Annotated in this window: 19 protein-coding genes and 1 tRNA gene; 13 read left to right on the top strand and 7 right to left on the bottom strand. The window is 70.3% G+C overall.

Annotated features, from left to right (window positions below):
- The first annotated feature begins 22 nt into the window (after positions 1 to 22).
- A complete protein-coding gene (locus BU197_RS13675; RefSeq protein WP_188268529.1) occupies positions 23 to 529 on the top strand; it encodes a MarR family winged helix-turn-helix transcriptional regulator in 507 nt (168 codons plus the stop codon).
- A 136-nt stretch (positions 530 to 665) separates the two neighbouring features.
- Complete coding sequence (locus tag BU197_RS13670; protein ID WP_188268528.1) at positions 666 to 1,325, top strand: PH domain-containing protein; 660 nt, start codon at positions 666 to 668, stop codon at positions 1,323 to 1,325.
- Here the strand turns inward: BU197_RS13670 and BU197_RS13665 are convergent.
- Positions 1,258 to 2,811 carry an MFS transporter gene (locus BU197_RS13665; RefSeq protein ID WP_188268527.1) on the bottom strand — a complete coding sequence of 518 codons (1,554 nt, stop codon included), beginning with the start codon at positions 2,809 to 2,811 and terminating at the stop codon, positions 1,258 to 1,260. The genes BU197_RS13670 and BU197_RS13665 overlap by 68 nt on opposite strands.
- Positions 2,812 to 2,977: 166 nt before the next feature.
- Entirely contained in the window at positions 2,978 to 3,583 is a 606-nt protein-coding gene (locus BU197_RS13660) for a TetR/AcrR family transcriptional regulator (protein WP_223182825.1), read from the bottom strand.
- A gap of 584 nt (positions 3,584 to 4,167) precedes the next feature.
- Between BU197_RS13660 and BU197_RS13655 the strand changes: the two genes are divergently transcribed.
- The 8 genes from BU197_RS13655 (at position 4,168) to BU197_RS13620 (ending at position 10,505) form a co-directional block, all read left to right on the top strand.
- Positions 4,168 to 5,439, top strand: a complete 1,272-nt coding sequence (locus tag BU197_RS13655) for a M6 family metalloprotease domain-containing protein (protein ID WP_188268526.1) — start codon at positions 4,168 to 4,170, stop codon at positions 5,437 to 5,439.
- Positions 5,440 to 5,551: 112 nt separating this feature from the next.
- Entirely contained in the window at positions 5,552 to 5,878 is a 327-nt protein-coding gene (locus tag BU197_RS13650; RefSeq protein ID WP_188268525.1) for a hypothetical protein, read from the top strand.
- Between the two features lie 9 nt (positions 5,879 to 5,887).
- Positions 5,888 to 6,172: a hypothetical protein gene (locus tag BU197_RS13645; protein ID WP_411158487.1), complete on the top strand. Its 285-nt coding sequence runs from the start codon at positions 5,888 to 5,890 to the stop codon at positions 6,170 to 6,172.
- Positions 6,173 to 6,225: 53 nt separating this feature from the next.
- A complete protein-coding gene (locus BU197_RS13640; protein ID WP_188268523.1) occupies positions 6,226 to 6,462 on the top strand; it encodes a hypothetical protein in 237 nt (78 codons plus the stop codon).
- 95 nt (positions 6,463 to 6,557) lie between these two features.
- Positions 6,558 to 6,633 (top strand) — tRNA-Arg (locus BU197_RS13635).
- A gap of 328 nt (positions 6,634 to 6,961) precedes the next feature.
- Complete coding sequence (locus BU197_RS13630; RefSeq protein ID WP_188268522.1) at positions 6,962 to 7,504, top strand: hypothetical protein; 543 nt, start codon at positions 6,962 to 6,964, stop codon at positions 7,502 to 7,504.
- 69 nt (positions 7,505 to 7,573) lie between these two features.
- Positions 7,574 to 9,808, top strand: a complete 2,235-nt coding sequence (locus tag BU197_RS13625; RefSeq protein ID WP_188268521.1) for a hypothetical protein — start codon at positions 7,574 to 7,576, stop codon at positions 9,806 to 9,808.
- 208 nt (positions 9,809 to 10,016) lie between these two features.
- Positions 10,017 to 10,505 carry a hypothetical protein gene (locus tag BU197_RS13620; RefSeq protein ID WP_188268520.1) on the top strand — a complete coding sequence of 163 codons (489 nt, stop codon included), beginning with the start codon at positions 10,017 to 10,019 and terminating at the stop codon, positions 10,503 to 10,505.
- Positions 10,506 to 11,169: 664 nt separating this feature from the next.
- On the opposite strand, the gene BU197_RS13615 is transcribed toward BU197_RS13620, so the two are convergent.
- From BU197_RS13615 to BU197_RS13605, 3 genes are all read right to left on the bottom strand, one after another.
- Positions 11,170 to 11,508, bottom strand: a complete 339-nt coding sequence (locus BU197_RS13615) for an NIPSNAP family protein (RefSeq protein WP_188268519.1) — start codon at positions 11,506 to 11,508, stop codon at positions 11,170 to 11,172.
- Positions 11,509 to 11,583: 75 nt separating this feature from the next.
- A complete protein-coding gene (locus tag BU197_RS13610) occupies positions 11,584 to 13,461 on the bottom strand; it encodes an MFS transporter (protein WP_223182816.1) in 1,878 nt (625 codons plus the stop codon).
- 771 nt (positions 13,462 to 14,232) lie between these two features.
- Positions 14,233 to 16,887 carry a D-alanyl-D-alanine carboxypeptidase family protein gene (locus BU197_RS13605; protein ID WP_188268518.1) on the bottom strand — a complete coding sequence of 885 codons (2,655 nt, stop codon included), beginning with the start codon at positions 16,885 to 16,887 and terminating at the stop codon, positions 14,233 to 14,235.
- Positions 16,888 to 17,081: 194 nt separating this feature from the next.
- Between BU197_RS13605 and BU197_RS13600 the strand changes: the two genes are divergently transcribed.
- The 3 genes from BU197_RS13600 (at position 17,082) to BU197_RS13590 (ending at position 19,270) form a co-directional block, all read left to right on the top strand.
- Complete coding sequence (locus tag BU197_RS13600; protein ID WP_188268517.1) at positions 17,082 to 17,780, top strand: GOLPH3/VPS74 family protein; 699 nt, start codon at positions 17,082 to 17,084, stop codon at positions 17,778 to 17,780.
- A 256-nt stretch (positions 17,781 to 18,036) separates the two neighbouring features.
- Complete coding sequence (locus BU197_RS13595; RefSeq protein ID WP_188268516.1) at positions 18,037 to 18,897, top strand: helix-turn-helix domain-containing protein; 861 nt, start codon at positions 18,037 to 18,039, stop codon at positions 18,895 to 18,897.
- A gap of 172 nt (positions 18,898 to 19,069) precedes the next feature.
- Entirely contained in the window at positions 19,070 to 19,270 is a 201-nt protein-coding gene (locus BU197_RS13590; RefSeq protein WP_188268515.1) for a DUF397 domain-containing protein, read from the top strand.
- Between the two features lie 147 nt (positions 19,271 to 19,417).
- Here the strand turns inward: BU197_RS13590 and BU197_RS13585 are convergent, their stop codons facing one another.
- Positions 19,418 to 20,536 (bottom strand): ADP-ribosylglycohydrolase family protein, encoded by a 1,119-nt coding sequence (locus BU197_RS13585; protein WP_188268514.1) that lies wholly within the window; start codon positions 20,534 to 20,536, stop codon positions 19,418 to 19,420.
- A 162-nt stretch (positions 20,537 to 20,698) separates the two neighbouring features.
- Complete coding sequence (locus BU197_RS13580) at positions 20,699 to 23,293, bottom strand: bifunctional FO biosynthesis protein CofGH (RefSeq protein ID WP_188268513.1); 2,595 nt, start codon at positions 23,291 to 23,293, stop codon at positions 20,699 to 20,701.
- Positions 23,294 to 23,706: the final 413 nt, after the last annotated feature.

Raw genomic sequence — 23,706 nt, 5'->3', positions numbered from 1 at the left:
ACTTTCAAGAATGGGCCTTACGATGGACACCATGGGAGACACGACCGAACCGCGCTGGCTCAGCGCCGAGGAGCAGCGCGTCTGGCGCTCCTACCTGCACGCCACCATGCTCCTCGACGATCATCTCGACCGGCAGCTCCAGCGCGACGCCGGGATGCCGCACCTCTACTACGGGCTGCTCGTCCAGCTCTCCCACGCGCCCAAGACCCGGATGCGGATGACCGAGCTGGCCAAGAGCGCCAAGATCACCCGCTCCCGGCTCTCCCACGCGGTCGCCCGCCTCGAACAGCAGGGCTGGGTACGGCGCGAGAGCTGTCCGTCCGACAAGCGGGGCCAGTTCGCCCGGCTGACGGAGGAGGGCGTGGAGGTCCTGCGCCGGTCCGCGCCGGGCCATGTGGCGGCCGTACGCCAAGCCCTCTTCGACCGGCTCTCCGCCGAACAGGTGGACCAGCTCGGCGCGATCATGCGGGTCATGGCGGAGGGCCTGGAGCCACAGGACGCGCAGGCGGACCTGCCCTGGCTGCGCTGAGCCGACAGGGGGCGGCGGGTCCGGGCCCTCCGGATCCCGCCGGGCCTCCGCGCCCTCCGCGCCCTCCGCGTCCTTCGCGTCCTTCGTATCCTGGCCCCAGGCGACGGGACCGGGGGCGACGGACATGGCGACGGACATGCGGAAGAAGCACCCGCTCGGGGCGATCGTCTACTTCGTCATGGGCGGTGCGCTCCTGCTGATCGCCGTGTTGATGGTGGCCGGCGCACTGCACGGATATCTGCCCGCCCTGATCCCGGCCCTGCTCTTCGGCCCACCGGGGGCGCTCCTGACGTTCCGCGCGCCGCTGTTCGGCGTCTCCTGCGGACCGGCCGGGGTGACGTACACGGGGCTGCTCGGACGGCGCACCTTCCCCTGGGCGGACGTACGGGAAGTCCGGCTGGTCGTGCTGCCCGCCAGGATCTACCAGTCCGACGCCCCGGAACTGGTCCTCGCCTCCGGCGGTACGTACCCGCTCCTGATGCTGTCGGGCCACAGCTGGGGCCAGTCCCGGAACCGGGGCGTGGTGCGGCTGGTGGCCGCACTGGAGGCGGCGCGGGTGGCGGCGGCGTCCGCCCCGCGCTCCCCGGACTCCCCGCGCGCCGGACGTACGGGTCTCCCGTACTCCGGACGTACGGATCTCCCGGACGCCGGACGTACGGGTCTCCCCCGCACCGGGCCCGTCCCCTGTGCGGGCCCGGTGCGGGAGGAGGATCCCCCGTTCGTACGGGTCAGTGGGCGACGACCGGGATCCGCGCCGCTGCCTCGGAAGCGGCGTCGGAATCGGCGTCGCTCTTAGTGCCGGAGCCGGTGACCACGCCCGTGCCCGGTCGGCCCGCGTCGACCAGGGTGAAGGCGATCGCGGCGGCTGCCGCGAGGATGCCGACGGCCCACCAGATGGCCGCCGTGTACCCCTCGACCATGCTCTGGAGCCGGAGCAGCGCCGCCCCCTGCGGGGTGGCCGCGTCCGCCGCGTGCGCCGTCAGATAGGCGGTGGTCGCCGAGGCGGCGATCGTGTTCAGGAGGGCCGTGCCGATGGCACCGCCGACCTGCTGCGAGGTGTTGACCATGGCGGAGGCCACCCCGGCGTCCTTCGGGTCCACGCCGAGGGTCGCGAGCGACATCGCCGGCATGAACGCCGTACCCATGCCCAGGCCGAGGAGCAACTGCGCGGGCAGGATCAGCGCGGCGTACGAGGTGTCGGTCTCAAGCCCCGTCAGAAGCAGCATGCCGAGGGCGGCGGAGAGGAAACCGGGGGCCATCAGCAGGCGCGGCCGGACGCGGGTCATCAGCCGCGCGCCGATCTGGGTCGAGCCCACGATCATGCCCGCCATCATCGGGAGGAACGCGAAGCCCGTCCTGACCGGCGTGTACCCCTTCACGACCTGGAGGTAGTACGTGAGGAAGAGGAAGAGTCCGAACATCGCGATGACCGCGAGGCCGAGCGACAGATAGACCCCGCCCCGGTTGCGGTCGGTCAGGACGCGCAGCGGCAGCAGCGGGGACTTCACCTTCGCCTCGGTGAGCACGAAGGCGAGGAGCAGGACGGCGGAGCCGACGAACAGGCCGATGGTGCCGGTGTCGCTCCAGCCCGCGGACTCGGCCCGGGTGAAGCCGTAGACGAGCGCGACCAGGCCCAGGGTGGAGAGGAACACGCCGGGGACGTCGAGCGCGGAGCGGTTGCGTCCGCCCGCGGGCTCACGGACCACGAAGTAGGCGCCCGCGGCGGCGACCACGGCGAACGGGATGTTGACGTAGAAGGTCCAGCGCCAGTCGAGGTACTCGGTGAGGAAGCCGCCGAGGATCAGGCCCACGGCGCCGCCGCCTCCGGCGATCGCCCCGTAGATGCCGAACGCCTTGGCGCGTTCCCTGGCGTCGGTGAAGGTCACGGCGAGCAGCGAGAGCGCGGCGGGCGCGAGGAGCGCGCCGAAGGCGCCTTGGAGCGCGCGGGCGCCGAGCAGCATGGCCTCGCCGTTCGCGGCTCCGCCGAGGGCGGAGGCGGCGGCGAAACCGACGAGACCGACGACGAAGGCGCGCTTGCGCCCCCAGAGGTCGGCGATGCGCCCGCCGAAGAGGAGCAGTCCGCCGAAGGCGAGGGCGTAGGCGGTGATGACCCACTGCCGGTTGCCGTCCGATATCCCCAGATCCTGCTGGGCGGAGGGCAGGGCGATGTTCACGATCGTCGCGTCGAGGACGACCATCAGCTGGGCGAGGGCGATGAAGACGAGGGCTTTCCAGCGCCCCGGATCGGGCCGGGTCGTGGTGTTCTCGGGGTTTTCAGGCATGGCTGTGGCCACCTCTTGGCACGTACTGGCAGAAAAGGGATGTTATGGACGCATGGGGAGGGTGGGGCGGGGTGAGGGCGGAGCCTGGGGGCGGCCCCTAAGGGATGGGGCCGCCGGGCGGTCGCCCCCTAAGGGACCTTCGGGGGCATGGGAATCCTCGGGTTCCTCAGGACGTACAGGACTCGCGCCGCAGGTCTTCCAAGGTCGCGGCGGAGCCGGGCAGTTCGGAGCGGGCGGGTGTCTCAAGGCCGTCGAGAAGCAGCTGGAGATGGCGGTGGACGAACCGGTCGAAGCCCGCTCCGCAGGACGCCCCCGGCAGCGGGCGGGTGAGCTGGGAGAGCACCACCATCAGATCGCCGACGCCGACGTCGGCGCGGAGCCGCCCGGCCCCGTGGGCCCGGTCGAAGAGCGTCTGCACGGCCTGTTCAAAACGCTCGCGCCCGGCGATCAGATCGGGGTGCTTCTTGTCGAAAGCGCCGTCGAGTATCGGGCAGAGGGCGCCGACCCGCTCCTCGACGGCGCCGTGGGTGAAGCGGCGGATCGCGGCGAAGGTGTCGGCCTCCTCCGCGGCGGACCGCTCGGCGAGCGCGGTCATGCGCTCGGTGATCGAGAGCACGACCTCGTGGACGAGGTCGGCGCGCTCGGGGAAGTTGCGGTAGAGGGTGGCGTTCCCGAGACCGGCCCGACGCGCGATCTCGTCGTACGGCACCTGGGGCCCGAACTCGACGAACATCTCACGGGCGGCGCTCACGAGCCGCTCACGATTGCGCAGGGCGTCGACCCGGGGACGGGAGGCGCGGGCGGGGGCGGGGGCGGCGGCGCCGGGGGCCGTACAGGACTCGGCGCCGGGTCCCGTACGGGGCTCGGCGGAGGAACCCGTACGGGGCTCGGCACCGGCCCCGGAGGACGTACGGGACACGGCGCCGGAAGTCGTACGGGGCTCGGACGTCGCGCCGGAAGTCGTACGGGACACGGCGCCGGGTGCGGTACCGGAGGAGCTGGTCACGTCACGACCTCCTGGGTCACGGGAAGCAGGGAACCGGGCGGGAGCCCGGGGAAGAGATCCCGGGAAGAGAGATCCGGGGAGAGATTCCCCGCTTCGCTCGACACAGCTCCAAACGGGGAGAAGGTCCCCGGTTATTTCCCGAGCCCGTTGTGGCCTGCGTCACACCCTCCCGTCCGGCCGGAATACCCACGATCGGCCCTTCCGGCGCGCGCTCCGGAACCACCCGTCACAGGCTGATCGCACAGCGCGGTCCCGCACGCCCCCGGGCGAGCCCCGCGCCACCGACCCGCCCGCCCGCCCCGGAGCGGAACCCCGCATCACCGACCCGCCTGAACCGGAGAGGCGTCCGTATGCAGCACCCCCGCCGACGGATACGCGGACGCGCCGCCCTGGCCGCGTCCACCGCCCTCTCCCTCGCCTTCCTCGCCTCCGCGAGCGGCACGCTCCCCGGTCCCGCCCCCGCCTCGGCGGGCCCCGTGGCCGCCGCCCCCGAAGGTGCCCAGCTCGGGCCGTGCCGCATCGCCACCTCCCTGGGCGTGCAGATGTCGGAGGGGCTGCCCACCGCCCCCGGATACGTCCACTCCACGGGCCGGGTCCGGGCCCTGAACCTGATGGTCGACTTCCCCGACGCCCCCGGCGACGGCACCGCGATGGGCCGCTTCCGCGAGTTCTTCCCGCGGACCGCCGACTGGTTCCGCACCAGCTCCTACGGACGGCTCCGGTATCTCGCCGAGGCACCGATACCCGACTGGCTGCGGATGCCCAAGGCGTTCGCGGCGTACGGGATCGAGCGCGGCTCCCCGTTCGAACCGGGGTACCGCTCGCTCGTCGAGGACATCGTGAAGGCGGCCGACTCCCGGATCGACTTCAGCGCGTACGACCTGGTGAACGTCCTGGTCACACCGAACGCCGGGCCCTCGGCCCTGGACACCGTCCTGTCCGTGACCTTCTCGGGGAACGACGACGCCCCGTACGCCGACGGCGTACCGCTCGCCAACACGTCCTTCGTCTACAGCCGCCAGGACGACGGCTCGGGCAGCTACCCCGAGACCGGCTACCGGGTCCTGCCGCACGAGAACGGGCACGTCTTCGGACTGCCCGACCTCTACACCCCGGACGGCGGCGGCACCGTCGGGCACTGGGACATCATGTCCGAGGACTGGGGGGCCAACAACGACCTGCTCGGCTGGCACAAATGGAAGCTGGGCTGGCTCGACAACGAGCAGATCGGCTGCGCCGCCCGCCCCGGCTCCGCCGACTGGACCCTCACCCCGCTCGCCGAACCGGGCGGCCCCAAGCTGGTGTTCGTACCGCTCTCCGGGACGTCGGGGTACGCGGTCGAGGTGCGCGGCAAGGGCGGCAACGACGAGGCGGTCTGCGAGGAGGGCGTCCTCGTCTACCGCGTCGAGTCCGACGTCGACACCGGCCACGGCCCGGTGACCGTCGCCGACAGCCGGCGCGCGAGCGGCGGCTGCACCCACCGGGCCAATGTGCACGCCGAACTCTCCGACGCCCCCTACCGCCCCGGGGAGACCTTCACGGACCGGGCACACGGCATCCGGATCACGGTCCTCGACGAGTCGGAGGACGGGACGTACCGGGTGAGGGTGACACGCCACTGAGCCCCGAGGGTCCGCTCAGGGGCGCGCTGACCGCCACGCGGGCGGGCAAGCTGATCGGCGAGACCGCCACCACCTGTTCGTCAAGTACGGCTTCGTGGAGGAGGCGGGCCCGATGCCCGGCCGCTCCCGCCCCTGGCGGATCACCCGGCTCGGCTGGTCCGTGGAGGAGTCCCCGGACGAGGAGGGCGGGGAGGGCGGGGAGCACGCGGTAGCGGCCCGGCACCTGGGTGAACTCACCCTGGAACGCCAGCTGGACCGCCACCGCGCGCACGAGGGCGGGGCCGACCGTTTCCACACGATCCGGTGGGCCACCCTGGAGGAGGCGGCCGAACTACAGGCCGAGGTGGAGCAGTTGATACTGCGGTTCCGGGACAGACTCCAGGCCCCGGAACCCCTCCGCCGGAACAGGGACTTCACCCTCCTCTGGGGCGGCCAGTAGGTCTCCCGACTGGGCACGTCCGTCTCGGTGCTGGCGTTCCCGCTGCTCGTCCTGTCGACGAGCGGCTCGGCGGTGCAGGCGGGGGCCCTGGGCACTCTCCGGGCGGTGGTGCGGGTGGGGTTCCAGCTCCCGGCGGGGGCGCTGGCCGACCGCTGGAGCAGAAAGCGCGTGATGCAGGTCTGCGACGCGGGACGGGCCCTCCTGTTCACGGGCCTGGCGGCGGCGATCCTGCTCGCCGGGGCGCCCCTCGGGGTGGTCTTCGCGGTGGCGGGGCGCAGTTCTCGACGGTCCTGATCCTGACGGAGGCGGGGAACAGCGCCCGGACGCTGGGCCTGGCGCAGGGCGGGATGGCGGCGGGCGGCCTGATCGGAGCCCTGGCGGCGGCCCGCGTCCAGCGCCTGCTGCCCTTCCACCGCCTCCTGCCGACGGCGCTGACGGCCCTGACGGCCCTCCTGACCCTGCTGACGGCGAGCACGCTCCTGACCGGAAGCCTGGCGATGACGACGACACTGGCAGCCTCGGCACTCTCCCTCACGGCGGCGTCCCTGACCCTCCCCACCCTCCGGGAACCCACCCCTTCCTGAACGAAAACCGCAGGTCACCGGCATCTTCCCGACTCTCCGGGGAAGGGAGGAGACCCGGATGACCCCCATCCGCTAGGCTGTCAGCGGTCAGTCCCGCCTTCGTAGCTCAGGGGATAGAGCACCGCTCTCCTAAAGCGGGTGTCGCAGGTTCGAATCCTGCCGGGGGCACCATGTGGTACGGCTCCGGCCTGGGGTTCTCCTCCCAGGTCGGAGTCTTACCCGACCTCGGGAATCTCGCCTGGTGCCATTTGCGTGCGCCCGGGACGAGACGGGCAGCGGCCTCGGCGATCACAAGAGCCGCTTCCGAAACAGGATCGCACTAGATTCGAAAATCCCCACACTCTCGAAAGCGTGACCGATCAGTCGGAAATTTATAGGATTTCCATTCGCTTTACGTGCTGAGATTCAGCCATCCTTCCTATTCGCGACACCCGCTAACCCCTGGCGGTGTAGGAATGGCTTCCTGGTGACCAGGCAGGGCCTTCCCGAGGGGGATCAAATGTCCGACACTCTCAGCCTCTCCGCCGCTGCTGCCGCAGCACTCCAGCCGACGTTCACCTTCCTCTATGGGCGCCTTGACGCCCTCCTCAACCGCCACGAGGGTCGCGACGCCACCGACGAACTCACCACATCCAACCTGCCGTCGGCGCTGGTGGGTACCGTCACCCTGCCGCTCGTGGCCAACAAGCAGCGCCTCGATGAATACGCCGCGCAGCTGCGTATGGCGAGGTCGGTTCTCACGCGCTACCAGCAGAATCCGAGCCTGGTAGTGCTGGACGACTCCATGCTGCTTGATGTCCTCGGGCAACTCCGCGTGACCCTGGAAGAGATCTACTCCCACCGTTTCACCTTCGCCGGCGAGAGCCGTGAACGCTCCGGCCCGTTGGTTGTACAGCGAATCGACACTGTGGCCGGCAATGTGACCGGCATGCAGGCAGGCGGGGCAATCGTCACGGGAAAGGTCGATCAGGAGTTCAAGACGGTAAGCAGTGGATCCACGGTGATCGGGATGTCCGCCTTCACCATCGGCGACAAAGCTTGAAGGCCTGAGTCCGCAGTCCCGCCACTTCTCTCCGGCTCTCAACTCGCGTATGACCAGGAGAAGCCCATCGTGAACACGCCCTTTCGCTTCCTGGGGAACGGTCCGGCCGATGAGCAGCTGCCGGTTCAACCGAACCGGCAGCCAGAAGCCAACACCCCTTTCTCCCCCGAAGGAGAACCGGCCGAGGAGCCGACGTCGGAGTCCGGTCGCCTCGCCTCAGACGATGAAGCCGAGCGCACGCCCCTCGGCGACACACAAGAGGAAGCCTCGGACTTCGAGCCGTCGCCCGTTCGGCCCGAGGCCACCGTGGCGTCGATGCAGCAGCACATCAACACGAACAACGGCATCGCAATCGGAGTGCAGTTCCAGAACATCATCAACGGAATGCGCACCATTGAACTGCGCGAGGACTGGGTCACCCAACAGTTGGCCGTCTACGTACCCCCCAAGAACGAGAAGGAAGCAGCCGCCAAGTTGCGTGACGACCACGTTGTCGTGCTCCTTGGCAAGAGCGGCGCCGGACGGCAGCCCGCTGGCCTCCACTTGTTGCAGGGGCTCAAAGAGAAGCTCACCCTCAAGCGCTTCCATCGCGAGCCGAAGGACCCATTCTCACTCACCGACCTGACTGGCCAGCAGAACGTCGGCTGGATTCTCGACCTCAGGGCAGAGGGCGATACCGTCTCGGGCGGCCTGGGCTTCTCACTTCAGGACACCACTGCCCTCAAGGCGGCTACGTCGTACCTCGTGGTGTTGGCCAGCCCCGAGGTGTGGGAACCGATCAGCGACGGCGGAGGCGACGTCGCCGTAACGCTGGAGGCGCCAGAGGCCGAGGACGTCCTGCTTGCCCATCTGCGGGCGGCGAAGTGCCGAGAGTCAGAGAAATGGGCCGCGCACTCCCGGATCGCTCAAGCCATCACTGACAAGCTGCCGGGCGAGGTCAAGCGATGGTCTGACGCCATCGTGGCTGAGCAGAGCCGCCCGATGGCCTCAACAGCCACCACCACTACCAGCGAGCAGATCACAAAAGAGTTCAACGAGCAGGTCGAACGTGTCATCGAGGCTATGGCCGACTGGCGTAACCAGCTTCGTACATGGCACATCGAACACCCGGACAGCGACCACCGCAACTTCCTCCTCGCAGCTGCGTCCATGGACCGTACTCCGGTTGACCAGATCTACCGCGCTTCGGAAAGCCTTGCCACCGCCCTCGGCGAGGAGCCCAAGCCGAGGCCGGGCCAGCAGGGGCCCGGCATCATCGAGTTGACGTACATGATCGGCGCTGAGCTGACTTCCGATGGCACCGTCGTGCTGCCGAGTGAAGGCTACGCCGAAGCCGTTGTCGAGTACTTCCTGATGGACCGCGCACATCTCGTCGATCGCTTCACAGAGTGGACCGCAACGCAGGCTGCCAACCTCAAAGGTGACCTCGGGACGCAACTCGCAGATCGCGTTGCAGTGTGGGTGATTCGCCATACCCAGAAGAGCCGTTCAGTACGTGTACTGAAGTCGGTAGCAGGGCGATGGTCCTCTATCCCGATCCTTAAAGGGCATGCCCGCGACCTCTTGTCGGTCGCAGCTGTCGACAGCGAGATCGGACGCCTGGTCCGGGACGGAACCCTCGCATGGGCTCGCGATGGCGATGTGCCAAAGAACCTCCTGGTCACCTTGGCTGATGTGTGCCAGCAAGTGAGCCAGGTCTATCCGAAGGAAGCGCTTCTTCGCCTGGGCGAACTGGCCGCGAGCGACAAGCCCGACGTGGCCGCCGCGGTAGGAAAGGCGTTCAACGCGATGTGGGACCGCCCTGAGCAACGGCAGAGGGTCAGGAAGGTGCTCCGCACATGGGCCAGGAGTTCCACCGGGTCACTCCGTCGTTCCAGCAGTCATGCGTTCCTGTACCTCGCCAGCCGCGTGGAGGGCAACGGCACACCGTCCTTGCTGTCCGCAGGAGACGACTACGAGAACGATCTGCCCTGGATCATGCAGAGTTGGCGGACCACTCTGGAGCATGATCCAGCTCCCGAGACCGCCATCAGCGCCTTCAAGGTGTGGATGGAGGGGGCTGCCGCCGCACCCGACACCCGTGACACTGTGTTCGGCATTCTCGCGCAGGCAGTCCACGACGCTCCCGAGGACAACAGCGCCATCCGCTTCCTGGGCCTGAATCGGCTGGCCACCCACTGGGAGCCCTCCGAACCGAGAAAGCCTCTGACCGACCGCGCCCGCTTCCGTGACTCACTGATCGACTGGGTCAGGGCTTCGGACCCCACCAACCCGGGAATCGACTCCAGTGTTCCGAAGCCGTAGTCCCAAGCTGCGCAACGGGACCTTTAACGCCGCTGGAACGATGCCCAGCTCGGCTGAGTGCTATCGATTCCATTTCGAGGCCACGGGTCATTGGCGGGACTCGCCCGGAGCCGAACGCCATCATGACCCTGAGGCGGCTGCCACGGATCACGTCCTTACCATCCTTCGAAAGATCACAAGAGCCCACGAGCTGCCGGATGCCCTGACCGTGGAGAAGCGTGTCAACGCTCACCTCGGCCTGCCGACCTCTGTACCAGATATGCCAGTCTCCCTCAGCTGGGCTTCCGTTCGGCTGTGGGGGAAATCCGATGACCTTGACAACGCCACGCGGTCCCTGCAACGCATATACGAACACAAGGTGAAGGAGGAGCAATACAGGGGCGTGATCGAACTCAGCGAGAATTTTCGAGACGCGATGCGCAAGGATCCGAGTTTGGCGCTCGCCCATCTTGCCCTTCGGCACCCACAGGGACTTTCTTCAGAAGCCATCGATCAGATTGACCAGCTTATTGTCAAGATCTCTTCCTGTGATCCTGGAACATCCTGGGTCGCAACGGCCAAGCTTCTTCAGGAACTCGTCCGGGGCATGGAGGCGGATACAACGGCACACCTCCTTAAGGAGCTTGCCGCTCTTGCCACACGATTCGGCCAACCAATGGCAGCAGAGCAGCTACGAAGCCATCGTGGGCAGGGTTGAGATCGACGTAGCATGACCTGAGGCAAACTTACCGGGTCCGTTGATCGAGCCACGGCAACGGATCGTCGAGACGCACGAAAATGTCGTTCTCCCTGCCAAGGAAGCCTTGGATGCGCGCATCGCTCACTTTGCCGCCTTCCATGAGATCGCCCCACATCAGCTGCTTTACAAGGAGAATTCTCCCGAACAAAGACTGCCGTGGTGCGAGACCGTTCACGAAATCCCGATCAATCGGCAGAGGGCTGACGCGTCAGAGTTGCCCTCAACAGCCCATCACGCCAGGTCGGCCGGGTCAGGACTTGGACCAGACCGTTGGTCACGACCCAGTAGCCCGGGTACACCCAGCCCTCATCCTTCGACAGGAGCCCTGGGTCCTCGTCATGACACAGGTGCCGCGTCAGGCGCTCGTACGCCACCGCCGGCCACCAGCAGCAGGGTCGCGGTGAGAACTGCACCGCCCCGGACACCGCACCGAAGAGCCAACTGAGCGTATCCGTCCATGCGCACACGCGACGAGTATGACGCCCTGCGCCCGGCACCAGGGCCGATCGACCGCACGACCCCATGGAGCCCTGCCCCTGGCCTGAAGGTATCGCCGCGAGGCACCAGAGGCCTGACACCCGTCGGCGCGCATCCTTCCTCTCCGGGCGACGGCCCCCTCCAGTCACCCGACCGCCCCGGCCCCCCCGCCCGAAAGCCCCCCGTCCAACGGCCGCAGGAACCGTCGCTCATAGCGTCTGATGCACCGGGTCCGGCGGGCCAGTTCGAAGGCCTCCTGGCACTCCGGGTCCGTTTCGCTCGCGATGCGGTAGCGCTCGTACTCGGCGAGGCTCGGGAAAGAGAAGAGGGCGTAGGCGATGTCGCTGTCGCCCTCGCTCGGCAGGAAGTAGCCGTGGTGCGTTCCGCCGAGGCGGTCGACCAGGCCGACCCAGCGGCGGCCGTACTCCTCGAAGTCCGTCAGCTTGTCCGCGTCGATCTCGTACTTCAGATGAATGGTGATCACGCGCACATGATGCGGCACACCCCGGCTGGGCCCGTCGGGTGGTGTCTCCCCCGGGCCCGGACCCGCCGTGTCCCCCTAACGCAGCTCCTCCGGGCAGGCCGTCCCCCGGGAGAGTTTGTACGGGGCCGCCAGGCGGTACGTGCCCGGTTTCGGGGCGATCAGTTCCGTCCACTCGTCGCCCTCCGCGTTCGGCTCCGTCTTGAAGAGGCAGCCGTTCTCGTTGGCGAAGGCCTTGGGGAGGTCCCGGTCCGACTCCTCGCGGGCCAGCTTCGACTCCTCCGTCTCCTGCGGTGGCTCGATCTTGCCGCCGTTCTCGTCCACCAGCGCCAGCCACGGCGAGTACGGGACCCGGATCAGGACCCGTCCGGGGCTGTCGACACGGATGACGACCTCGTTCTCCTCCGCGCTCTGCACCTCCGCCGGCGGCTCCGCCAGCGGCGTCGGGTCCTCGACCTCGTACAGGCGCCAGTTCGCGTCCGACCACACCTGCTTCAGATACGGCAGCCCCGCCCCGACCAGCTCCGCCTCCTGCTCGGCGCCCGAGTCCGGGGCGCCCGTGGGCAGCACCACGTAGTGCACCGCCCAGCGGTCGAGCCACTCCGCGTAGTTCGCCGCGTCCAGCGTGTCGTCGTAGAAGAGCGGGTTGCGCTCCATGTCCGCCTGCCGGTTCCAGCCACGCGCCAGGTTGATGTACGGGCTCAGCGCCGAGGACTCGCGGTGGCTGGACGCCGGGACGACCTCGACCCGCGCCTTGTCCGCCTTCCGCACCTGCAACTGGTTGATCAGCGGCGCCACCTCCCGTGCCCAGGAAGCGTCCGGAGCCGTCCGGATCACGTCGTCGACGCCCTTGAAGCCGATCCAGAAGTTCAGCCCCGCGAACGCAAGGACCAGCGCGTACCAGCGGCGCGAACGCGGCGCCGTGTACGGCAGCGCCGCGAGCAGCACCACCCCGGCGAACAGCATCGGCAGCCGCGAGATGTTCGAGCCGATCTGCGAGTCGATCAGCCACGTCAGCAGCGCCCCGACCGTGTACACGGCCGCCCCCGTACGGACCGTCCGCCAGTCCTTCGGGACCAGCAGGAACACCACCACCCCGAAGAGCAGCGGCAGCGCCGTCGACCCGAAGGCCATCGGCTGCGTACCGGAGAAGGGGAACAGCCAGGACGAAAGGGCCACCACCGCGACCGGCGTGAGCCCCAGCGCGTACGCCCCCGGGCGCCGCCCGTTCAGGAACAGCGCCGCCGCCGCGATCCCCAGGAAGAGCCCCGCGACCGGGCTGCACGCCGTCGCGAGCGCCGCGAGCAGTGCCGCCACCGCCGCCTTCGCCCAGCGCTTGCGGCGCCAGCGGTGCGGCCAGCAGAAGACCGCCGCCGCCGCGCCGAGCGCGAACATCATGCCGAGCCCGAACGTCACCCGGCCCGACAGCGCGTTGCAGAGGAACGCGAACGCGCCCGCCACCGAACAGGCCAGCGGATTGCGGACCGCCCTCACCCGCACCAGGATCAGCGCCGTCAGCGCCGCCGACAGCGTCCCGGCGATCATCATCGTGCTGCGCACACCGAGCACCGCCATCAGATACGGCGACACCACGCTGTACGAGATCGGGTGCATCCCCCCGTACCAGGCCAGGTTGTACGCCGAATCCGGATGCCGGCCGACGAACTCGGCCCACGCGTCCTGCGCCGCCAGATCCCCGCCGCTGTTCGCGACGAAGAAGAACCACAGGAGGTGCGTGACGGCCGCGAGCGCACTCGCCGCCAGGACCGTGTAGCGGCGCTTACGGGGGCGGCGGACTGCCGTCGGCGGGGTGAGGGAGGTGGGTGGGGTGGGTGAGGTGAGGGGGGTAGGTGAGGTGGGCGAGGTGAGGACGGTGGGTGGGGTGGTCTTCGTGAGAGCGGTGGGAGTCGTGTCGCTCGTGGGGGTGGTGGGAGCAGTGGGGGTGGTGGGTGGCATCTGCGTCGCCGAGGGCTCCGGGACCGCCAGGGTCTCCGATGCCGGCCGCTGGGCCGGAAGCACTATTCGCGGAAGCGAATCATCGGACACATCGACTCCCTCCGGCGCCCCCGCCTCACGCGGCACCTCGGCACCGGCCCGCCCCGTACCAACGGACCCACCGGACCCGCCGGACCCGCCGGATCGACCCGTACCGCCGGACCCACCGGACCCGCCGACCCGACCCGTACTCCCGGATCGGCCCGTGCCTCCCGGTCCGCCGGCCTCCCCGTCGGCCCTGGCGGGTCCGTCGGATCCACCGCCTCCGCCCGGTCCGTCGGCCCCCGCCGACGCCGGTACGGCCGCGGATACGGAGGCGACCCCCGTCGCCTCGGAATCGGCTGAGGAGTCCGCGCGGTCGGCGCGTGTCGGCTCGGCGGTGGTCACTGCGGCCCTTTCCCGTGCTGCCCGTCTCGCTGCGCGCGGGTGTGCCACGCGTCCCTCTCGTCCCCCCGAAGACGCTAACAGCTGGGCACTCCGGAAGCCCCGGGGCGCCCAGCCGAGGGGGCGGCGGCCCCGCCCCCTACCGTCCGGAAGGGCCCGGCTCCCCCCTACCCGCACCGTCCGGAAGGCCCAGCTCCCCCGCCCCGTACCGTCCGGAAAGGCCCCACTGTCCGGCAGGCGGCCCGCCCCCGTACCGTCCGGCAGGGGCTCTCCCGGCTCAACGGAAAGGCCCCGCTCCCGGCCCGAAGGCGGTCCGGGAGCGGGGCCCTCCGTGTTCGTCCGGCGGCCTCAGCCGACGCGCGTCAGCTTCTTGTCGAAGCCCGGTTCCGTCAGGTCGGCCTGGAGGGCGACCGGGGAGCTGACCCGGCCCGCGCCCGTGCCGATCGAGACCTGGCCGACGACGTCGCCCGCCGCGCCCTTGTGCGGCACGGCCTGGCCGCCGTCGGTCAGCTCCAGGTCCACCTTCAGGCCCGGCCAGCCGACCGCCTTCAGTTCCTTGGTCGCCACCACCGGCGTCCGGCCGCCGAGACCGTCGTCGACGTATCCGAGGACCTGCCCCTTGCGGACCACGGCGGCCGAGGTGACGTCCTTCTGCGCCTGCTGGATCAGCTTGAGGCTGTTGTCGATGGCGAGCTGGAGCTTGTCGTTGAGGAGCTTGGCGTCCTTCGCCCCCATCACGATGCCGAGGATCCGCCGGTTCTTGCCGTCGACGACGGTGTTCGCCGACCACAGCAGATTGCCGCCCGCCGGGGTGGAGGAGCCGGTCTTGATGCCGCTCACCCCCGGCTCCAGAAGGATGTTGTTGTTGTTCTCGATGCGGCCCGGGATGCCGTCCACCGTCACGTTCGGCATGTTCACGATCTCCCGGAACACATCGAACTGCATGACCGCCTTCGCCAGCTTCAGCTGGTCCTTCGGAGTCGACACCGTGCTGTCGAGCAGCCCCGAGGGGTCGGTGTACGTCGACTGGGTCATCCCCAGCTCCTTCGCGGCGGCGTTCATCTTCGTCACGAACGCGGCCTCGGAACCGGCGTCCCAGCGCGCGAGCAGCCGGGCCACGTTGTTCGCGGACGGAATCATGAGCAGTTCGAGCAGCTCCTTCTCCGTGTACTTCTGGCCCTCCTGGACCGCCGCCGTCGACTCGTGCGTCGCCTTCGCCTGCTCGGCCGCCTTCTTGTCGACCGTGATCTCGGGGCCCTTCTGGCTCCCCTTGATCGGGTGGTCGCGGAGGATCACGTACGCCGTCATCGTCTTGGTGACGCTGGCGATCGGGGCCGGCTTCTGCGCACCGAACGTGCCCATCGAACCGACGCCCTCGACCTCGACGGCGCCCTGCCCCTCCGTGGGCCACGGCATCTTCAGCTGCCCGCCGGGGAAGACGAAGGTCGGCTCGGCCGAGAGCTTGAGCTGAGGCGAGGGCAGCGGGCGCACCATCTGCGCGATCGCAAAGACGATCAGGAGCACCAGGACGAGCGGCGTCCAGATCCGCACCCGGCGCAACGTCGTCCGCATCGGGGTCGGGGGCGGGGGCGGCGTGTTCGTCAGCTCGGCGAGCAGGTCGAGCGGGGGCAGCGGAGGCAGCGGCTGCTGCCGCGTCCGCTCCGCCGCCGCGGCGGCACCCGGAGAACCCTCCGCGCCGACGCCCGGCGCCTCCTCGGCCGCCTGCCCCACGGCCGGCCGCTTCCGCTCCGGTACGGGGGCGGGCGCGGGCACGGCGGCCTGCTGGGCTCCCCGCGCCTCCGGGGTCCCCCCGGCCTTCCGCTCGGCCGGGATGTCCGCCCGCAGCGGCACGAAGGTGCTGGTGCGCTCGCTGTCGGACTCCTCGGCCAGGGACCGGGGGATCTTCAGCGCGGTCGTCGGCTGGTCCACCGGGGCGGGGCGGATGGCCTTGAACATGGTCGTGGGCTGGTCGACGGGCTCGTCGTCCCCGGCGGGCTCGACCTCTTCGGCGGGCTCGGCGCGCCGGTCGCGCTCGTCGCGCTCGTCGTCCTCGCCCGAGGTCTCGGAGCCGTCCTCGACGGACTCGCGCTCCGCCAGAGGCTTGCGCGCGGCGAACCAGGAGCCTGCGGCGGGCTTCGCCGGTACGGGCTTCTCGGCGCCGTCAGCGGCGTCAGCGGCGTCAGTGCCGTCACCCTCGCCGTCGATACCGCCGCCGGGCGTCTTTCCGTCGGCCGTCCTGCCGCCGGGCTCGGGCGCAGAGCCCGCCGCCAGGGAGCCACCGGCAGCGGCACCGGCACCAGCGGCGGCACCCGCGGCGAGTTTCGAGTCGGAGCCGGACGCGGAGCCGGGCTTGGGCTCGTCCTTCGGCCCCTCGGGGCCCTCCGTCGACGAAGAGGCCACGACGGCGCCGCCGTCGGCATCACCGGCCTCCTGGGCCTCCCCGGCCCCCTCCGCCCCGCCCGCGCCCTTCTGGCCGTCGGCGCCCCCCGCGTCCCCGGCCGTGGCGACCCACGCCGCGACGGCCGCCTTCAGCCGCTCCCCCTCCGGCTCGGGAGCGGACCCGGATCCGGGCTTGGACGCGGGCTGGGACGCGGGCTCGGGCTTCGTCCCGGCGGACGCGGTCTCGGCGGCCCCCGCGGCCCCCTCGTCGGCCCCCGCGCCGGTCTCCGTCCCCGCGTCGTCCTCCGCCGTACGCGGTGTCAGATTCCGGAAGACGGCCGTCGCCTGGTCCTCCCGAACCGAAACCGAGGCCGAGGCCTGAGCCAAAGCCCCGGCCGAAGCCGAAACCGAGTCGACGACCGACTCCGATTCCAACTCCGGCTCCGGCTCCGATTCCGAGTCCGCTTCCGAGTCCGGCTCGGCAGGCGTCGCAACCGAAGCCGACGACGAGGCGTCTTCCTCACGGAGCGTGGAGAGCCGGGGATCCCGGCCGCCGACGCCCGAGGCCGCCGTCTCCTGCGACGACCCCTGCTGCTCCGCCCTGTCGGGGGACTCGCCCGCCACCGTGCCTCCTTCAGCGTCATGCGTACGTTCGAACCATGTACCGGTCCGTGTACCAGTGTCCTGTGTGGGCCCCTTGGCCCCCGTGCTAGACGAGAACGACATACCTACTGGTTCCCGGATGAACCACCCAGGCACTCTCGACAGATGAATGTGAGAGGGGTCACCCTGTCATTCATCCACGCGGGGAGGCATGGATGGGCAGGAGCCGCAGAACCATTCCGGAGGAGCTTCTGCTGCTCGCTCTGGACCCGACCACGGGTACCACAGCGCAGCCGCAGTCGCTCGACCTCGGCCTGGCCGGCGCACAGCTAGTGGAGCTGGCGCTGGCAGGCCGGATAGCCCCAGACGGGGATCGTATCGCCGTGGTGATGCCACGGCCGACCGGAGATCCGACCTTGGACTCCGCACTGGAGCTGCTGCGCAGGCGTGGCAGTCCGGTCCGGGCCGTCCATTGGATCGGCGGACCCCGACTGGGGCTCCGTCAGACGTATCTCTCGCATCTGGAGCGATGCGGCATGGTGCATGCCGTGGAGGGCCAGATGTGCGGGGTGTTGCCGACGACTCGCTACCAGGCGACCGACACGGCGATCAGTCGGGAGATCCGTGCCCGGCTGGACAGTGCGATCCGCACCGGCGTACCGCCGGACCCGCGGACCGCGGCGCTTGCCGCACTGGCCCACGCGGTCGGTCTCGGGAAGCACCTCTACCCCGGAAACGAAGGAAGGTCGTCGCGGTCCCGGCTGCGCGATCTGATCCGGCACGACCCGATGGGCGGACTCGTGGCGCACGCCGTGATGGACGTCCAGAACGGCGCGGGGGCACAGCCGCGCCGGAGCGCCGCGGGTGTCCCGGCGCAGCCTCGCGGCAGCATGGCCCGCGCGGCGGCGCACTAGCACCCGGCGCCGGCACCAGTACCACCACCAGCACGGCCCAGGCGCTCCACGAGCGGTACGCGCTCGTGGAGCGATCAGGCATCCCACCGGGAGCCGCACGGTGTGCGGGACGGCCAGGACGGTCGTCCCGCACACGCGTGTGTGCGGCCCGGTTCGCGTTGTGCTCGTTTTCCAGCGCGCACGGGGCCATTGGTGGCAGTCTGCCAAGCGGTAGATACTCACAGCTACGCGGCAGACAGCCGGAGGTGCAGTTTCCGTGGCGTCCAATGTCAATCCCACCGTCAGGCGACGCCGATTGGGCCAGGAGCTGCGGCGGCTCCGGGAGTCGAAGAACATGACGGCCGAACAGGTCGCCGATCGCCTCCTCGTCTCCCAGTCGAAGATCAGCAGGCTGGAGAACGGACGCCGTTCCATCAGCCAGCGCGATGTGCGCGACCTCTGCGGGGTGTACGAGGTCGAGGACGAGCGCATGGTCGACTCCCTGATGCAGATGGCCAAGGACTCCCGCCAGCAGGGCTGGTGGCACGCCTTCGGCGACATCCCGTACAGCGTGTACATCGGTCTGGAGACGGACGCGGAGAGCCTGCGGATGTACGAGCCGCAGATCATCCCGGGGCTGCTCCAGACGCACGCGTACGCGGAGGCGGTCATCGCCGGTGCGCTGCCGGAGTCGACGCCCGCCGAGATCGAGAAGCGCGTCACGGTCCGCACCCGTCGTCAGGAGCGCGTCCGGGACGCCGAACGGCCGCTGAGGCTCTGGGCGGTGATCGACGAGGGCGCGCTGCACCGGGTCGTCGGGAGCAGGCAGCTGATGGTGGAGCAGTTGGAGTACCTGATCGAGCAGGCGCAGCTGCCGCACGTCACCGTGCAGGTGCTGCCGTTCGAGATGGGGGCGCACCCGGGCATCAGCGGGCAGTACTCGATCCTGGAGTTCCCCGACACCTCGGACTCCAGCGTGGTCTACATCGAGGGTGTGACGAGCGATCTGTATCTGGAGAAGACGCAGGACGTCGGCAAGTACAGCGTCATGTACGAGCATCTGCGCGCGCAGGCGCTGAACGTCGAGCAGACCCGGGACTTCATCGCGGAGATGGCGAGAAAATACGCCAAGAGTTGAGGCGGGGGAGGCAAGGTACACCGCCTGGTCGTCGCCAGGGAAGAACGATGGGTACACGCCACCCGGACGTGTGAACGTCGGCCTCGTCGGGCGGGGCCGACCAGTAGCGTCGATCACGTCGGCAAGAACGCTGGCGTGAAGCCTTCATCGGCAGAACCGGAGCTGAATCAGCATGGCGATTATTCAGGGTGGTACCGACACCTGGACGAAGTCCTCGTACTCCGGAGGTAACGGAGCCTGTGTCGAGGTGAAGTCCCCGGTCATGGCCGCGATCGCGGTGCGGGACTCCAAGGCTCCCGAGGGCCCCTCCCTCTCCTTCGGACCGGGCTCGTGGAACGCCTTCGTCGGCGAGGTGAGCCTCGGGGCCCTCTGAGCCCCGCGGCTCCCGCCGCAGCACTCCTGGTACGCAAGAGCCCTCTCGTCCGGTCCGCCGTCCTGGTCGAGGGGGCTCTCCCCTTTTCCCGGCGCTTCCTCCCTCCCCCGGCTCTCCCCTTTTCCCTTTTCTCCGGCGGCCCGCCCCTCACCCCCGGGGATACCGCGTGAGCCACCCCGGCGAGGAGTCGGTGGGGCCGTGCAGGGCGGGGCCCTGGGTCATTTCCATCGCGAAGTCGTCGGCCAGTTCCAGGATCGTGCTCCGGCCCTCCAACTCGGCGAGCCAGGCCGGGGGGAGGGCCGTTTCGCCGTGCAGGGCGCCGAGGAGGGCGCCGGTGAGGGTGCCCGTGGCCGCCGAGGGGCCGTCGTGGTTGACCGCCAGGCGCAGACCGTGGCGTACGTCCTCGCCGACCAGAGTGCAGTAGACGGCCGCCGCCAGTTGTCCTTCCGCGCGGTCTTCGGCCGCGCCGAGTGCCGTCACCCGGCCGGGGTCCGGGACGCCTTCGCGTACGGCGGTCAGGGCGCGGTCCAGGGCGTCGGTGACGGGGGTGTGGTCGGGGTGGTCCGCGAGGTGTTCCAGGGCGCGGGCGACGGAGGTCTCGACGGTGCCGCCGCGGGCGAGTCCGTGGACGGTGACGGCGAAGGCGCCGGCCGCGAGTCGTGCGGTGGGGGCGCCGTGGCTCTGGGCGGCGCATTCCAGGGCGAGTTGCCAGACGAGTGCGGGTTCCCAGCCGACGAGCAGGCCGAAGGGGGCGGAGCGGACGAGGGCTCCGTAGTCGTCGGCGTCGGGGTTCTTGGGGGTGACGAGGGTGCCGAGGATGTCGTCGGCGAAGCCGGTGAGGCTGGCGCGGGTGGGGTTGCGGCGGGTGTAGAGCCACTCCTCGCAGGCGAGCCAGCCGTTGTCCTTGCGGCGTTCGTCGGGGCCCCAGTCGCGCTGGGTGGCGGCCCAGCGCCGGTGGGCGCGGTGGACGTCGGTGGGCGGGTGCCAGGCTCCGGTGTCGCGGCGGACCTGGGCGCGGATGAGGCCGTCGACGGTGAACAGGCCCATCTGGGTGGCGGCGGTGACGGCGCCGCGGCGGCCGAAGGCGGGGGCGGGCTCGGCGAGTCCCTCGGGGCCGTGGGTCTCGCGGAGTTCGGCGAGGGTACGGCCTTCGGCGCCCGCGCCGAGGGCGTCGCCGAGGGCTCCGCCGAGCAGACAGCCTCGTACGCGGGCGCGGAAGTCCTGTTGTTCGGCGCGGCCCCACACGGCCGCGGCTGTCGTGGCCACGACGTGCCCCCTCCCCCGTAGACCGGTCTGCGCAGCACTGTAATGGACCGGGTCCGCGCGATTGGGGGCCAGAACGTTATGTGATCCGACGCCCTTCCGGCCACTTTTGACCGGACTTGACCCATCACGGGTCGAGCTGGGGGGAGTGGGGCCCTGCGGGCGTCAGGCCCTGTCCTCCTTCGGGAGGAGCGGCAGCAGTTCCGGAAGATGTCCGTCCGAGGCCCGCGCGGTGCGCTGCCGTTCCTCGGGGACCTCGCCGTAGAGGGTGGTGCGGGGCTTCGCCGGGCGGCCGGCCGCCGCCGCGATGGACTCCAGGTCGCGGATCGAGCGGTAGGAGCCGTAACTCGATCCGGCCATCCGGGAGATGGTCTCCTCCATCAGGGTGCCGCCGAGGTCGTTCGCGCCGGAGCGGAGCATCTCGGCGGCGCCCTCGGTGCCGAGCTTGACCCAGCTGGTCTGGATGTTGGGGATGTGGGGGTGGAGGAGGAGGCGGGCCATCGCGATGACCGCGCGGTTGTCGCGGACGGTCGGGCCGGGGCGGGCGATGCCGGCGAGGTAGACGGGGGCGTTGGTGTGGATGAAGGGGAGCGTGACGAACTCGGTGAAGCCGCCGGTCTCCTGCTGGACGCGGGCCAGGGTGCGGAAGTGGCCGAGCCAGTGCCGGGGCTGGTCGACATGGCCGTACATCATCGTGGAGGAGGAGCGCAGGCCCAGCTCGTGGGCGGTGGTGACGACCTCGATCCAGGTGGCGGTGGGCAGTTTGCCCTTGGTGAGGATCCAGCGGACCTCGTCGTCGAGGATCTCGGCGGCGGTGCCGGGTATCGAGTCGAGTCCGGCTTCCTTCGCCGCCGTGAGCCATTCCCGGATCGAGAGTCCCGTACGGGTCGCGCCGTTGACGACCTCCATCGGGGAGAAGGCGTGCACGTGCATGTCGGGGACACGCTTCTTCACCGCGCGGACGATGTCGAAGTAGGCGGTGCCGGGCAGGTCGGGGTGGATGCCGCCCTGCATGCAGACCTCCACCGCGCCGACCTCCCACGCCTGCTGGGCGCGGTCGGCGACCTGGTCGAGGGAGAGGGTGTACGCGTCGGCGTCGGTGCGGCGCTGGGCGAAGGCGCAGAAGCGGCAGCCGGTGTAGCAGACGTTGGTGAAGTTGATGTTCCGGGTGACCACGTAGGTGACGTCGTCGCCGTTGACCGCCGCCCGTACGTCGTCGGCGATCCGGGTGAGCGCGTCCAGGGCGGGCCCGTCGGCGTGCAGCAGGGCGAGGGCCTGGGCGTCGGTGAGCCGGGTGGGGTCGTCGGCGGCGACGGAGAGCGCTTCGCGTACGTCCGCGTCGACGCGCTCGGGGACGAGCCCGGGGGCGGCGGCTTCGCGCAGCGCCTCCCAGTCGCCGTACACCTCGTCGAAGTCGTCGCGCCGGTCGTGGGTGCGGCCGGTGGTGTCGATGGTCCGGTGCAGATCGGTGCGGCCGGTGGCGGTGAACGCCTCGTCGGGCTCCTGCCAGGGCAGGCCCCGTACGGGTGCGTCGGGGCGGGCGAGGCCGGTCTCGGGGTCGGCGAGGGCGCGGACGTGCGGGAGGAGTCGGGGGTCGAGCCAGGGTTCTCCCCGGGTGACGAACTCGGGGTAGACGCAGAGCCGTTCGCGCAGTTCGAACCCGGCGGCGCGGGAGCGGGCGGCCAGTTCCTCGATCGCCGGCCAGGGCCGTTCGGGGTTGACGTGGTCGATGGTGAGCGGGGAGACGCCGCCCCAGTCGTCGATGCCCGCCGCGATGAGCCGTTCGTAGTCGGCGTCGACGAGGTTCGGCGGGGCCTGGAGGCAGGCGGAGGGGCCCATGATGTGCCGGGCCACGGCGACGGTGGCGACGAGGTCGTCGAGTTCGGCGTCGGGCATCGCGCGCATGGCCGTGTCCGGCTTGGCACGGAAGTTCTGGATGATCAGTTCCTGGAGGGAGTGGTACGCGCGGGAGATCCGGCGCAGCGCGAACAGCGACTCGGCGCGCTCCTCCAGGGTCTCGCCGATGCCGAGCAGCAGCCCCGAGGTGAAGGGGACGGAGGAGCGTCCGGCGTCCTCAAGGACCCGCAGCCGGACGGCGGGTTCCTTGTCGGGCGAGCCGTGGTGAGGGCCGCCGGGCTCGGACCAGAGCCGGGTCGCGGTGGTCTCCAGCATCATGCCCATGGAGGGGGCGACCGGCTTGAGACGCTGGAAGTCGGTCCAGGACAGGACGCCCGGGTTGAGGTGCGGGAGGAGGCCGGTCTCCTCCAGGATGCGGATGGCCATGGCGCGGACGTACGCGATCGTGTCGTCGTAGCCGTGCGCGTCGAGCCACTCGCGGGCCTCGGGCCAGCGGTCCTCGGGCTTGTCGCCGAGGGTGATCAGGGCTTCCTTGCAGCCGAGCGCGGCGCCGCGCCGGGCGACGTCGAGGACTTCGTCCGGGGACATGAACATCCCGTGCCCGGCCCGGCGGAGCTTGCCGGGGACGGTGACGAAGGTGCAGTAGTGGCACTTGTCCCGGCAGAGCCGGGTGAGCGGGATGAAGACGCTCTTGGAGTACGTGATGACCCCGGGCCTGCCCGCCGCCGCGAGGCCCGCGTCCCTGACCCGTCCGGCGGAGGCGACGAGATCGGCCAGGTCGTCGCCGCGTGCCCGCAGCAGCACGGTGGCCTCTTCCACGTCGAGCGCGACCCCGTCGCGGGCGCGCCGGAGTGCTCGTCGCATGGCGTTCGCGGTGGGCCGTTCTTCCTGGTGATCCGTCATGAACCGAGCATACGAGCGGACAGTGGGAAGAGACTGCGGGTCCCCGCAGGGAGACCGGGACGGACCGGAACAGGCCGGAACGAGGGCTGGTGAATGGCTTGGCGGGGTGGGGTGAGGTGGGGTGAGTCTTGGGGGCTTGGGGCCTTGGGGCTGGCCGGGCCGGGCTGGACGGGACCTGGGGGATCGCCGGGCCTGGCCGGGCCGGGCGGGATCTGGGAGACGGCTGGGCCGGGCGAGGCAGGACCTGGGGCTTGAGGCTTGGGGACGGCCGGGCCGGGCAGGGCCCCGGGGTGGCCTGGCGGGGGTGAGGCCCCGGACCGCCCGGACTCGGGCCAGGACCGCCCGGGGCCACGGCCCGTACCGCCCGACATCACGCGCCCGACATCACGCGCCCGCCCCACCCGCCCCTCCGG

Origin of the sequence: Streptomyces sp. CBMA291 (assembly GCF_014596525.1) — a bacterium.
In the GTDB taxonomy this organism is placed as follows: Bacteria; Actinomycetota; Actinomycetes; order Streptomycetales; family Streptomycetaceae; genus Streptomyces.
Note: the sequence above shows the minus strand (reverse complement) of the source record. Positions and strands in the feature narration are given on the sequence as shown.

What these genes read in the sequence shown, in the direction of transcription:
- BU197_RS13640 (WP_188268523.1), top strand. Translation starts at nt 6,226, where the DNA reads ATGGCGGCGGGCGGCCTGATCGGAGCCCTGGCGGCGGCCCGCGTCCAG.
- BU197_RS13650 (WP_188268525.1), top strand. Translation starts at nt 5,552, where the DNA reads ATGCCCGGCCGCTCCCGCCCCTGGCGGATCACCCGGCTCGGCTGGTCC.
- BU197_RS13600 (WP_188268517.1), top strand. Translation starts at nt 17,082, where the DNA reads ATGGGCAGGAGCCGCAGAACCATTCCGGAGGAGCTTCTGCTGCTCGCT.
- BU197_RS13610 (WP_223182816.1), bottom strand. Translation starts at nt 13,461, where the DNA reads ATGCCACCCACCACCCCCACTGCTCCCACCACCCCCACGAGCGACACG.
- BU197_RS13580 (WP_188268513.1), bottom strand. Translation starts at nt 23,293, where the DNA reads ATGACGGATCACCAGGAAGAACGGCCCACCGCGAACGCCATGCGACGA.
- BU197_RS13675 (WP_188268529.1), top strand. Translation starts at nt 23, where the DNA reads ATGGACACCATGGGAGACACGACCGAACCGCGCTGGCTCAGCGCCGAG.
- BU197_RS13665 (WP_188268527.1), bottom strand. Translation starts at nt 2,811, where the DNA reads ATGCCTGAAAACCCCGAGAACACCACGACCCGGCCCGATCCGGGGCGC.
- BU197_RS13630 (WP_188268522.1), top strand. Translation starts at nt 6,962, where the DNA reads ATGTCCGACACTCTCAGCCTCTCCGCCGCTGCTGCCGCAGCACTCCAG.
- BU197_RS13655 (WP_188268526.1), top strand. Translation starts at nt 4,168, where the DNA reads ATGCAGCACCCCCGCCGACGGATACGCGGACGCGCCGCCCTGGCCGCG.
- BU197_RS13590 (WP_188268515.1), top strand. Translation starts at nt 19,070, where the DNA reads ATGGCGATTATTCAGGGTGGTACCGACACCTGGACGAAGTCCTCGTAC.
- BU197_RS13670 (WP_188268528.1), top strand. Translation starts at nt 666, where the DNA reads ATGCGGAAGAAGCACCCGCTCGGGGCGATCGTCTACTTCGTCATGGGC.